The organism is Paenibacillus soyae (assembly GCF_024623455.1).
Taxonomy (GTDB): domain Bacteria; phylum Bacillota; class Bacilli; order Paenibacillales; family Paenibacillaceae; genus Pristimantibacillus; species Pristimantibacillus soyae.
Window position 1 is genome coordinate 198651 of the sequence record NZ_JANIPJ010000006.1, and the last position, 12906, is coordinate 211556.

Annotated in this window: 7 protein-coding genes; 1 reads left to right on the forward strand and 6 read right to left on the reverse strand. The window is 49.5% G+C overall.

From position 1 onward, the window contains the following. Positions 1-69: 69 nt before the first annotated feature. From NQZ67_RS10875 to NQZ67_RS10890, 4 genes are all read right to left on the reverse strand, one after another. Positions 70-1485, reverse strand: coding sequence for a sugar ABC transporter substrate-binding protein (locus NQZ67_RS10875; RefSeq protein ID WP_257445365.1), 1416 nt, complete (start codon positions 1483-1485; stop codon positions 70-72). 273 nt (positions 1486-1758) lie between these two features. After that, positions 1759-3369, reverse strand: a complete 1611-nt coding sequence (locus NQZ67_RS10880) for a response regulator (protein ID WP_257445366.1) — start codon at positions 3367-3369, stop codon at positions 1759-1761. Then, positions 3347-5083: a sensor histidine kinase gene (locus NQZ67_RS10885; protein WP_257445367.1), complete on the reverse strand. Its 1737-nt coding sequence runs from the start codon at positions 5081-5083 to the stop codon at positions 3347-3349. Before NQZ67_RS10885 ends, NQZ67_RS10880 begins: the two co-directional genes overlap by 23 nt. Positions 5084-5305: 222 nt before the next feature. Then, on the reverse strand, positions 5306-6973 hold the full coding sequence (locus NQZ67_RS10890) for a cellulase family glycosylhydrolase (RefSeq protein WP_257445369.1): 1668 nt from the start codon (positions 6971-6973) through the stop codon (positions 5306-5308). A 399-nt stretch (positions 6974-7372) separates the two neighbouring features. Between NQZ67_RS10890 and NQZ67_RS10895 the strand changes: the two genes are divergently transcribed. Beyond that, the gene (locus tag NQZ67_RS10895; RefSeq protein WP_257445371.1) at positions 7373-8881 is read left to right on the forward strand and encodes an alpha-L-fucosidase; all 1509 of its coding nucleotides are present in this window, start codon (positions 7373-7375) and stop codon (positions 8879-8881) included. Between the two features lie 55 nt (positions 8882-8936). Here the strand turns inward: NQZ67_RS10895 and NQZ67_RS10900 are convergent, their stop codons facing one another. Both NQZ67_RS10900 and NQZ67_RS10905 read right to left on the reverse strand, forming a co-directional pair. Further along, positions 8937-11651: a glycosyl hydrolase family 95 catalytic domain-containing protein gene (locus NQZ67_RS10900; protein WP_257445372.1), complete on the reverse strand. Its 2715-nt coding sequence runs from the start codon at positions 11649-11651 to the stop codon at positions 8937-8939. A 186-nt stretch (positions 11652-11837) separates the two neighbouring features. Beyond that, positions 11838-12875: an S-layer homology domain-containing protein gene (locus NQZ67_RS10905; RefSeq protein ID WP_257445373.1), complete on the reverse strand. Its 1038-nt coding sequence runs from the start codon at positions 12873-12875 to the stop codon at positions 11838-11840. Between the last annotated feature and the right edge of the window lie 31 nt (positions 12876-12906).

Consider the following 12906-nt stretch of genomic DNA (forward strand, 5'->3'; position numbering starts at 1 on the left):
CTTCCTTCTAATAAAGTGTGCTACCAAGCCATGACTTGATAGCACACATCATCATTATTCTTTTGCGATTTACTGATTTAAGATGGCATTGACTTCATTCGCGGCATCGCCTAGCTGCTTCTGAATCGATTCTTCATTGTAGGTTCCGGAAACGCCTGCCACGATATCCCAGATGTTCCCGAAATATTTGACAAGAGCCGTCTCGCAAGGACCCCACTGAGGAATGGAAGGATACGACATCCCATAATCCGTAGCCTCTACCAAAGCCTTATAGTTCGGATCTGCCTTCAGCGAATCCATAACTACCTTTTTGGCAGGCAGCTGGCCGGACAACTTCGAATATTCCAGCTGTGCTTCATCGCCGGATAAGAATTTGATGACATCCCAAGCGGCTTCTTTGTGCTTGGAGCCTTTGAAGATCGTCAAGTGGCTGCCGCCGATAAAAGTGGAAGAACCTGCTGGACCTGCAGGAAGCGCAGCAACGCCATAATTTTTTGCAGCGGTTTTCCCGGCTACGCCTCCGTCCTCCTCGGGAGTCGCGAAGTTCTTAATCATCCATGCGCCGCTCACCATAACGGCGGTTTTACCGTCCGAGAAGTCGCTCTCGATCTGGGAAGAGTTTTTCTCGAGGGATGCCTTATCCACCAGACCCTCATTAGCCAAGCCGGTGTAATACATAACTCCGTCCAGAGCAGTTTTGTCATTGAACACTACCTGCGTATTGTCATCGTTCAACACTTTGCCGCCAGCCGCCCAGATCCAAGGGAAGATGTTATGAGGAACGTTCCAGTCGTTTTTGCCCGGCACGCCGAAAGCTGTCATCGTCTGGCCTTCGATCTCGGTACCGTTCAGCTTGCTCAACGTTTCTTTGAAGGTATCCCAATCCTTAAACGCGGTTGCCGGATCCAATCCCGCTTGGGCAAGAGCGTCCGTACGGTAGAAGAGCGCGCGGGCATCCACGAACCACGGCACGCCGTACACTTCGGATTTCCCGTCAATCATTGTCGTTTTCCAGCTTGCTGGAAGATAATTCTCCGCTCCGCCTACTTCGCCCACAAGATCCGTCAAGTCTTCAATCCCGTTCATCGCCGCGATGGCAGGCACCCAAGTCGTGCCTAACTGCAGGATATCAGGGCCTTGACCGCTGGTTGCAGCCGTTGTGATTTTGGTCCAAGCCGAACCCCAGTCCAGAACGGTTACATTCAATTTGACGTTCGGATTCTGATCCAGATAAGGCTTCATCGCCGTCAGAAAGTCTTTATCCGGCTTCGGACTGTTCGGCATGATCCAGGCCGTCAGCGTCACGTCTTCCTTCGGAGCATCTCCGGTCGAATTGTTCGTATTCTTGTCCGTCTCGTTAGCAGCTGCGCCGCCGTTTTGATTCCCTGCACCATTGTTGCCTCCGCTGCTCCCGCATGCCGATAAGAACATGCCGACCATCAGCATCATGGACAACATGATCAGGCTGATTCGTTTTTTGCTCATTTTTTGTCCCCCCGTTATTGTTCATTGAACATGCAATGACGAACGCAGCATATCTATCCCGAGTCCGCCTAATCCTTCTGGCAATCTGCAGTATTACCGGAAGGATGGCGGAAATAAATATCGTACCCTGCGTCTTATCTTCATTGTAAGGAGAACCTCCGGGAGTCTAAATAACTCGTTTTCAACATTGCTATGGTTTTATTGACTTAAACAAAAGACGCTTCTCCGCTGGAGGCAGCCTGAGGACTGCCGAGCGGAGAAGCGCTGCGTAATTTATAACTGCTCCCGATATTCATTGGGGGTCATGCCGAATTCTTCCCGGAACACCTTGCTGAAATAAGCTGCGTTTTTAAAACCCAATTGTTCGGAAATCTCATATATTTTCAGAGAATCGTCTTTCAGCATCTCCGCCGCCTTCACCATCCGCTGCTTATGAATATATTCGCTTACTCCCTCCCCCGTTTTATCCTTGTACAGCCGGGACAAGTACACGGGATGAAGGTAGACGGCGTCCGCTATCGTTTGCAGCGAAGCCGTGCTCAGATTGCGGTCGATATATTCTCTTATCTTCAAGGTTAATTTATCTTTGGAGCTTCTTTGCTCCGCCTGATCGCTGTTCTGGATTTTATCCAGCATGTAGTGCGCCCACTCCGACAATTGCTGAACGGAATGAACGGTCCGGCCCAGAACGGACGTGCCTCCGACCAAGTCGCTTAGCAGCCGGTTATGCTTGTGCGCATAAAAATAAAACGAGCCGGCCACCAAGGTATAGGCCTCCTGAACATGCTCCGATGACAGGCTTCCCGCTTGCTTCATATCTTGAATAACCGTCTCGAGCTTATCCCGATATTCGTCCCATCTGCGGTTCTCCAGCAGATGATGCAGCGTAGGCGTTTCGTACATGCGATGCAAAGGCTGCTGCACGAATGCGTCTTCCGATAGTTCGCCGGACAAGAAGCAGCCCGACTCATTCGCCAGCCTGCTGCGGATTTGCTCCGTCATATAGCTGTACAGCACGTTAACGTCTCCGGGAAACCTTCCCCATTTGCTCACGATAATAGAAACGACACGTTTCAAGTACAAGCCGATATTGCGCTGGAGCTGCATGGCGAGTGCATCGAATTTCTTATGCTCCTCTCCCGTCCCGTCCTCATCCCTGCCCGATTTCTTCCGGACAAGCAGAACCAGGCAATCATTAGCATCCTTACAGGACCATAGATCGTAGGAGTCTCCCAGCATCTCGACGGCTATATTAATAACCGCATATTCCAGCAGGAAAAAATCCCGATCGTTGAACTCCGGCAGACTTTCCTCCATTCGAATGACCATCACGCAGATATCATCGTCAAACCGGAATGGCAGGTCATACAATTCAAGGAGATGGAGAAAGTCTTCTTCTTCCTTCACCCTGTTCATTAACAATTCATTCAGGAGCTTATCCCTCAGTACGGGCAAGCTTTCCTTCAAGGTATGGACGACGCGTCTTCGCGATACGACCTCCTCCCATTCCTCCTTGATCTGCTGTACCAGCTTGCGTATCAAGGCGATCAGGTCGTCGTCGGAAAGCGGTTTAAGCAAATAGTCGGACACGCCGTAATGAATGGCTTGCTTGGCATAAGCGAACTCCGCGTAGCCCGACAGCAATACGCTCTTCACATGCCGATACTGCTTATAGATCTGCGCAACCAGCTCGATCCCCGTCATCCGGGGCATATTGATGTCCGCTATCACGATATCAACCGCATGCTCCGATAGAATCGACAACGCTTCCTTAGCGGAATACGCCTTGTACACCGTCATGATTTCGAGCTTCTCCCAATCGATGGTGAAGGCAAGCGTATCCACAATCGTCGGTTCGTCGTCAACAATCAGCAAACTTAACATGGTGTTCCTCCTGATGTTTGGTCATGCAACGGATGGATACCCGGAGTCCCCCCAGGCTGGAATGGGCAAACGCCAGCCCCGATCCCGCTGCATACAAGTTAATGACTCTCTGATGGGTATTCCACAAGCCGCAGCCTGTATCGGGGGAGAGCGGAAGATTCATCTTCTCGTGAAGCTTATCGAGAGTCTCCGGGTCCAAACCATCCCCGGAATCTTCGACGCTGATGACAAAGCCGCCGGGGATGAATGCGCCATGGATGATAATCTCCCCTGCTGCATCGCTTCTCTCGATGCCATGAATAATGGCATTCTCGACCAGGGGCTGGATGAAGAGCCGGGGGATGGATTGCTCCATCAGCTCCTCGGATATTCGAACATCATAATGCATGGGCTTCCGGAAGCTGTGGATGTTCAAATAGTTCCTAAGGAACTTCACCTCTTCCCGGATCGTAGTCATCGGGTTCTCCAGACGGGTTGTATATCTGAAGTACTCCCCCAAATTCAGCGCCATCGCCACGACCTGCTCGTCCTCGCCCATCTTCGCCATATTCTTAATATAGAAGAGGCAGTTGTACAAGAAATGCGGATTGATCTGCGATTGCAGCTGCTTTAGCTCGGCTTCCTTCAACCGGAGCTTCTCCTCGTACACCTTCTCAATTAATTCCTGAATGCGCTCCGCCATGTCATTGAAGCCGGAGAAAACATCTTGAAATTCATCCCGGTGCTTGGCTTTCAAGCGGGAGGAGAAATGGCCCGAGCGAATATCCTGCAGCTTCTGTACCAGCTCGTTGATCGGATGCTGAATTTGTCTGTATATAAGAGTGGTGATGACCACGCCGATTGCCAACATGGCCAGGATACCCAGCACAAAAAAACGGCTGCTTTCCTTCACTGGCGATACGACCTTCTCGAGCGGAACCCAATCCAGGATGACCCAATCCAGGCTTCCGACGGGAGTGTGGCTAAGAAGCACGCGATGCTCATTTACATTCAAAATTTGATTTCCCGACTCCTGCAATCCGTCCCAGTCCAGATGCCGCTCCCAATCGCCTAAATCCGAAGGAGGATTTCCGATGAACCCGAATTCGGGATGATACAGCATTGTATAGCGATTCGAATTTTGCTGAAATTTATTTAACATATCGCGAATGTAGGTATCGGAGAATCGGGCAAAGATGGTGTATCCCGGAGCAGATTGCGCCATTGTGAAGTAGCTCCCGCTATTGCTTTGACCAGGCTCGTAGCTCCACAAGCCCTTGCTGGGATCCATCTTCGGAATGGCGGCTATGTCCTCATAGATCACCTCCGCTCGAGTAGATATGACCTCTTTTCTCGATTTTAGAAATACGCTGATCTCCATCGGCCAGTTGGAAGATGCGCTCTGCAGTTTAATTCTTTCATATAGCTTAAGGCGAAGCATATGAATATCGAACAGATCCTCGGGCGCGGTCGTGTTCATGTATTGCTTCATAATCGAGTCCTCTTCGAGCTCTAGCAGGTTAGCGGCCAAATTATCCACCTGGTTGTCCAACTGAAGCAGAAAGAAGCGCAGCTGTTCGTAATAAGAGTCTTGAATGTCGCTCTCGATAACATGGACGCTCACGCGATAGGAGTGGCCGTTCAACGCGACCGCAATGCCCAGCAGTACGAACAGTACGATCGAGAACTTTAAGGATAACGTAAACTTGAATTTCAATCTTTCTATTTTCAGCATCATCATCACCCAGAACCATTATACTTTCTTCGTCCTATAGAAAATAAGTATGGTAGTTGAGATAACTCTGCTTTTTTTTCGTTTCTTTGGCAACAGGTTAAAAAAAGAGCAGATAAGTTGATATTTTAGCTGACAGGTACGCCGGCCCGGCGGCCGGTGCATCTATTTGTCATGCAAATGGAGCAGCTGCCGCTCGGCAAGCTGCTCCATGATGGGTTTTATTTAGTTAATCGGAACCAACTGCCATTGCTGATTGAAGTTATACTGATTGCCTAATGACCATTGACCAACTGGTGCACTATCATTAGTAGACCAACCGAGTACTTCCAGATACTTGCCGCTTGCAGCATTTTTAAATTCGAAATAACCACCGCCTATATCAATCATCTGCCACTGTTGATTATAGCCGCTAAGACCGGAATGTGCCCATTGTTGAGCTGTAGCTCCGTCAGAAGAAGACCAACCCCCGATTTCCAGAACCTTGCCGCTATTACGATTTATGAGTTGATAATTGTTAAGTCCGACATTAAGCAATTCCCATTGCTGATTGTAGCCGCCAGAATACGTATACTGATTGACAGCAGCGCCATCAGCAGTTGAGTAGCCATTAACATCCAGAACCTTGCCGCTATTGCGGTTGACGATCCTATAATAATTGCCTATTCCGCTCATGATGCCATCGATGATTCCTTGCTGGGTTATGGTGAGGTTATTTCTGTCAATCAATTCAAAATTGGATCCGTTGTCCCACCATACAGGAATTAAGCTATACTTCTTCGCTGTTGAGGCAACTGCTTTTGCCCAAATCGCACGATAGGTATTGTTGGACGAATCCAAAGCCGACTTATCGATTGCGCCGTATTCTCCGATGACTACGGCATACCCTTGCGTTACGAACTTATCGTACATGGATTTAAATTGGGAATCCATGTGGGCTTCCTGTCCTCCGGAGTCTTTTTTGGCAGGGTCGGCTGTTGCTCCCCATTGGGTAGCGCCTTCGTTTTCTACTAGACTGAAGTAGTAAGGATCGTAATAATGGACAGAAATCATGATCCTCTTCTCGGAGCTGGGAACTGTACTTGATCTGTTGTTGTCTGTTGGAAGCACAAAACCCGTGTAACCATTGTTGCCAGCCGTGAAATCAATGTTCGTATTCCAGCCAGGAATCAGCAGCCATCTTGCCGCATTGTTTCCGCCGGTCAGTCTTACGGTGTCCACAAAGATCTGATTCAACGTATTAATGTTTGAATAAACCGTTAGGTTAGGCTGTACTCCGCCATAATTCACCCCATCGAATACTTCGTTCATGGATTCGAAGATCAAATGCTCGTTGTAATTGACGAATGTATGGGCAATCTGCTGCCAAACCTTCTTATATTTGTCTCGAATCGTATTTTGATCGCTTGCATTCGGCAGCAGCCAATTATCTGACGGGGTATTGGGGGTTGTAGAGTGAGCGCCGTCATGGTGAATATTGAGAATGACAAACAAGCCTTCGCTGTAAGCATAATCGACAACTTCCTTCACTCTGGCCAGATACGCGGAATCAATGGTGTAATTCGGTGCAGGACCGATTTTTTTCATATACGTTACCGGGATCCGAATGGATTTAAACCCTGCGGCTTTTACCTTTTGAATTAACGCTTTTGTGATAACGGGATTACCCCAAGCTGTTTCGCTAGGAACGCCGTTGATACTAGCATCTAATGCGTTTCCTAAATTCCATCCTGCACCCATTGCCTTAGTCATTTGAGCGGCGTTGTATTGCGTGAAATCCCATGTCATATCAGCCGCAGATGCTACGGAACCGAGGCTTGCAAAAACGGTTGTGAACATAAAAACAAATGCGATCATTGATAACTTGCAAGACCTGAACGTAAACTTTGACATCAATTGCACCTCTTCTCATCATATAGTTGGAAAAGAATGACCCTCCATCCCCTCCTTGTTCCCTTCTATTGAATGCTGATAGGTAAGCGCTTTCAACTCTGTGCAATATTTATTTTATGGGAGAGCAGTTAGCACGAACCTTGATTATCTAGCCAACCTTTAGCATTTTATAGACAAATTTCAATGCGGGTTCTTGGATACGATTTCAGTATGAAAATACGTTCATTTTTTGCTGTATGATCAGGAACGTCGAATAGCTAAAATAGGATGGATTACTTACCCGAGCAACTCTCCGGCTATTCGGCGAGAAGCTAATAATTTGCTGGATGAAGTTAGGATTTTACTTTCAACGGTTTGCTAGAATCAGCTTATATCAAAGAAATAGGAGGCCAGTTCTGCATGGTTAAAGCACAAATCGCCAAGGGTCCTTTCGAACCCACGTTTGAATCGCTCGGAAAATTCGAGTGTCCGGATTGGTTCCGCGACGCGAAGCTGGGAATATGGTCGCACTGGGGCGCGCAATCGGTGCCGATGTACGGGGACTGGTACGCCCGGAACATGTATGTCGAGGGCTCCGAGCAATACCGGTACCACATTCGCCATTACGGACATCCGTCGACATTCGGCTACAAAGATATCGTTCAGCTGTGGAAAGCGGAGAACTTCGATCCGGAATCGCTGATGGACTTGTACGTAGCCGCAGGCGCCAAGTATTTCGTCGCGCAGGCGATGCACCACGATAACTTCTTTAACTACGATTCGAAAATCCACCGCTGGAACTCGGTCAATATGGGACCGAAAAAAGATATCGTAGCGCTATGGAAAGCCGCCGCATCCAGCCGGGGACTGCCTTTCGGACTGACCGAGCATATGGGAGCAACGTTCAGCTGGTATAAATTCAATAAAGGCCAGGATAAGGAAGGCCCTTATGCGGGCATCCCTTATGACGGCAACGACCCTGCATTCGAAGATTTGTATTTGCCGAATCGCGAGCATTACGATCCGAATCAACTATCGTCCGAGCTAAAGCCTTGGTATACGGATAATGCTTGGTGGCATCAGCGCTGGTTCGACGTGATGAAGGAAGTCATCGATCTGTATCAGCCGGATCTGCTGTACTCCGACGGCGGGCTGCCGTTCGCCAGCGCATGGGATAGAGCTTGGGCTCCCCTGGATGACCCTCAGTTCTCAGCCGGACTGCAAGCGGTCGCGCATCTGTACAATACCAATGCAGCGGCAAACGGCGGAATGAATCGCGCGATTTATAATCAGAAGGACCGCAGGCAGGATGTGTACCGTATCGGGATCCTCGACATCGAGCGCAGCCAAGAGCCTGACATTAAGCCTGAGCCGTGGCAGACCGATACTTGCGTTGGGGACTGGTTCTACAATGTGAGAACCGAATACAAAAAACCGGGGCACGTCATCGAAATTCTGGTCGATATCATTGCCAAGAACGGCAACCTGCTCCTCAATATTCCGCAGAAGCCGGATGGTACGATTGATGAGGAATGCAGGCATATTCTGCAAGAGATGGCCAAGTGGATTCGGGTTTGCGAGGAAGGCGTATACGGCACAAGGCCGTTCCGCGTTTCGGGCGAAGGCCTTTCCCGTGTCATTATTGATCATTTCAAGGAAGATAGGGTTGAATGGAACTCGAGCGATTACCGCTTCACGCAAAAGGGAAATACGCTGTACGCCTTCCAAATGCGGTGGCCCGAAGATCATCGCGCCGTCATTCGCACGTTGACTCCGGGAGATCAAGTGAAGTCCGTCCGGCTGCTTGGAGCGGGCGAAGTTCCATTCGAACAATCGTACGGAGCTCTGGTCGTTTCGCTGCCGGACAGTCGTCCGACGCCATACGTCAATTGCCTGGCGATTGAGCTGAACGGTTCATTCCAATTCTAACAGCAAAGCCGGCTGGCGTTATCCGCGCAGCCGGCTTTGCTGTTCATTATTGTCCTTATCGATGGGACAGAATCAATACGACTCTAACGTCCATACCGGCTTTCAGCGATACAAGAAGATATGGGCCAACTTCATCGTCATGTACCTCTGCTTCTTTGTCGTTAACCATTCCTTTGATCCAAGGCAGGCCGGCTTTCACTTTCATTTCGTTATGGTCCGTCATGGGTCGTAAGGTGAAGGATACGACGTTAATGTCCCAGAATAGCTCCTTGACCTCCACCCCTGCTCTTGTCATCAATCCGTTTATCGATCCCGATTTCCATTCGGAAGGCAGCGCCGGAAGGACCTCGATTTCTCCGGTATTCGAGAACAGCAGCGCTTCATTCACGGCTCCCATTGTACCGAATAAGGTATCCGTGCAATAACAGTCATTTCGTCTGTTTGTGTCATGGTCTGTCATTAGGGAGTTGTAATAGCCGGAATCCGCCATCATCGGCAGAAGGGAAGAGACAACGCCGTCGCCGTCCTTTAATCTGGCGCAGACCAATGCCTTATGCATCCAGCCGTGACCCGCTGTCGCGTCCGTTGTATTGTATTTATTCCTGTTGTCCACAGCAATAATTGCAGCCTTCCTTAATTCCATATTGTTCTGCGTTTCATACGCAGGCCATGCCGGATAAAGGTGGCTCAAATGGCGGTGATCGTTGTTTTCCGTATATTCATTCATCGCCCATTCGCGCAGCGCGCCGTCCTTGTCCAGCTTATATTCCGGCAGCAGCTCCAGCAAAGCCTCCCATTTGGCAACCGCGGTTTCATATCCTTCGCGTTTTGCCGCTTTTTCTATGGCGATGACCATCTGCAGTCCATCCCGCGCCGCTGAAATATCCATGGTAGCATTAGCCGTAATCGTACTGTTGTAGCCGATCGGGTGATTCTCCGGCGAATAGGTCGGGATCAACAAATATTTTTCGCCTGGATTTAACTCCGATTTGCCCTTCTCATAGCAAGCATTGCCGCTTAGATCCGTATAGTACTCCGGCGTACATAGCTGTTCCCAGAAATTGGCCTGCTTCGTAAGCAGAGGCAGCAAAATATCCTGCTCCAAATCCAGATAACCCTTGCGGACCAGCTGCGTGAATTCCTCATCCGTCAGCCCCCCGTCCCTTACGCCGAGAATGTTCTTCAGATCATGAATCCTCATAGCGGGTTGGATCGGAATTTGACGGTTGCCGTAACACTGCCAATATTCGAAGATCGGGAGCAGGCACCAGCTTGCACCGGCATTCCAATATTGGAAAGGGTAGTCGTTGTCGTATTCCACCTGCATGCCGCGGTCGCCGTCCGAATTGACCGACACTTGAATCGCATCATGCATCCCATAAGACATTCGCGCATTGTATTCGAAATCCGATGTGTTTCTTAAGAAGAAGGCGATATACCCAAGCTGAGCGAATGTGAGATGGCCTGTATTTATAGGAGAAACCTGCAAATTCACGTTGGCATCGAGCGTATAGATCGAGCGCCAGCCGGGGTTCCACTCTCCGGTCCACATCCCGTACAGCCGCGGCGCGCTTGAGCCGCTGCAGCAGATCAAGGCATAACGTCCCTGATTGTAAACCTGCTCCATAAAAGCATGGTTGATTCTGGATTTCGATGTCTTCTGCGCTTTAATCAGCGCCTCGTTGTCCGCCCCCTTGAAGTCCTCGTCCCCTTCAAGCGTAAAACGTACGGCGTTAAATTCGGCGGCATGCTTCGCGGCATGCGGCGCAAGGGCGGCGTCATAATCGAAATGACCGGGAGGGTCCTGATATTTCTCGGCTGAGGCATTCGTATTATTGAGAAGTTCATTAACTAGTGCGTATTGCGTCATTCCGGCAAAATCTTCGATCTTCCCCATATCGAATGATCTATTCGATTGCGTGATGAGATAAACGGCGTCGGCTTCCACCACTTGTATGGCAGGGTTCTGTACCGCCCCGACGTTCATCGGTTCATTCGTGTCGGCGAGCTGCACCCGCTTCTTGCTTCCGTTAACGACAATAACCTGCGTAAGTCCAGCGTATCCTCCGTCGGTCAGCTCGCTGCCCGGATAAGACGGATAATGGGCAACCTGCGCGATATAGCCGGCATTCGGGTCCACCAGCTTTTTGTATTGGAGCGCCGTGATCTCAGACATCCCATCCTTGGCTTTGTACAAGCTCGAAATGTCATCGATAGAAATCGTCATGTTAATCTTGGCGCCGGCGGAGGATCGTTCGATCTTCATAATCGAGACATTGTCTTCTCTGGAAGTGAATGAAGTTCGAATCCACTCGCCAAATTCGTCGGTGTACCGGACACCTGTCTGGGCCGTATCATAATTCGTCCATCGCTCATACTCGGTTACGGTGCCTTTATTCGTCATGTTCAGTCTAAGCTGGTGTCCCGGATGATAGGCGTAGAAGAAGGTTCTCCGCCTTGTTCTGCCGTCCGCGTGGGTAACCTTCCATTGATCGTTCAGCTGAAATACATTCCGTCTCGCATCGGCAAGCTGTCCCGTCAATTCTTCCGGGATTTCCCTTGGATCCCAGGACGGAAAGTTGAACCACATATATTGAAAAATAATGCTGTCATGATACGGCGACCCTGACATGATGTAACCGTTCTCGCCGTTCCCGCTAATCATCCCTTCCCGCCATGCATGTCCGGGATCCGTTGCCGGCACCTCCGTGTAGGTTCGGGCATAATTTCCTTTATCGTATAACCGTCTTTCATTCGCCGCTTTAGTCATTCTATTACTCTCCCGTCTCATCATAATCGCCTTGGACCTTATTATATCTGGCGGCAGGAGGTTCATGAATCATTCAGAACGACATCATGAACGGCAAGATGTCGCAATTTTGCAGCAAGAGAGCTTATGGCAAACGCATATAAGACCGTCAAGCGGCAGTTCTCCGCTCATCGGCCTTATTATGCTTTAATCGATAGAATCAAGCACTCTCAAGATCAGAACGACAGCTTCTGCGCGGGTTGCAACGCCATGAGGCACAAATCGATTATGATCTCTTCCCTGTATAAGGCCTAAGTCAACGGCTGAGACAACGGCTGGATATGCCCATTCCTGAATTTGATCAGCGTCTGCGAAGACCAGTTGCTTGCCCGCATGCTTCTCTTCATATCCGATGACGCGCATCGCCATCACGGCGATTTCCGATCGACTAATGAGTTGATGAGGCCGAAACGTGTTATCCTCGAATCCTTTCACAATCCCTTCAGCTACCGCTTGCGTCACATGAGCTCTCGCATATTCCGGAATTTGTTCGGCATCCTTGAAGACAATCGTTTCATCCGCGTTCGCATCGAGTGCCAGCGCTCTAGAGAGCATTGTCGTGAATTGCGCGCGAGTCACTTGATCTTGCGGCCGGAAACGACCATCCTCGTAACCATTGATCCAGCCCATTCTGGCCGCTTCCTGTATGTCGGCTTTGGCCCAATGATCTTCAATATCACTAAAGCTTGGAGCATCTTTCGCTATAATGGAAGCAACAAGAGACAGCCGAGGCTCATATGTAGTGCTTGCAACCTGGCTATCAACAAGCTTGACTCGAGTTAATTGAATCGTGGCTTTTCCTTCTTCCGTCGCCTTGAATCTAAAGGTTGCCAGCTGAGCCGCGCCGTTAATGCCTTTGGTATTGCCAACCTTTGTATTTGCAAATGTAAGCTCCCCGTCTTGTACTATGGAAGGGATGGAAAAGCCGCCCCAGGAGGTAGAAACCTCTTGGTATTGCCATTTATCCGCATCGTAGGATAGACGCAATTCGAAGCCATACGCATCAGTTAAATATTCTCCCCCGACACGAATCTCCACGATGTCACCCGTCCTGACTTCCGCCCTAGTATCTGTGACGAAGCCATTAAGCGAGAATACTGGCTGCTCCGCGGCAAAGGCCATCGTTGGGACTAACGTCATCATTAACATCATCGATATGCATAGCGACAACAATCTGGTATTCATTCATCTTCTCCCTTTTGTCCGTTTTTTCAAT

Coding starts and splice junctions, on each gene's coding strand:
- NQZ67_RS10875 (WP_257445365.1), bottom strand. CDS start 1,485: ATGAGCAAAAAACGAATCAGCCTGATCATGTTGTCCATGATGCTGATG.
- NQZ67_RS10880 (WP_257445366.1), bottom strand. CDS start 3,369: ATGTTAAGTTTGCTGATTGTTGACGACGAACCGACGATTGTGGATACG.
- NQZ67_RS10885 (WP_257445367.1), bottom strand. CDS start 5,083: ATGCTGAAAATAGAAAGATTGAAATTCAAGTTTACGTTATCCTTAAAG.
- NQZ67_RS10890 (WP_257445369.1), bottom strand. CDS start 6,973: ATGTCAAAGTTTACGTTCAGGTCTTGCAAGTTATCAATGATCGCATTT.
- NQZ67_RS10895 (WP_257445371.1), top strand. CDS start 7,373: ATGGTTAAAGCACAAATCGCCAAGGGTCCTTTCGAACCCACGTTTGAA.
- NQZ67_RS10900 (WP_257445372.1), bottom strand. CDS start 11,651: ATGACTAAAGCGGCGAATGAAAGACGGTTATACGATAAAGGAAATTAT.
- NQZ67_RS10905 (WP_257445373.1), bottom strand. CDS start 12,875: ATGAATACCAGATTGTTGTCGCTATGCATATCGATGATGTTAATGATG.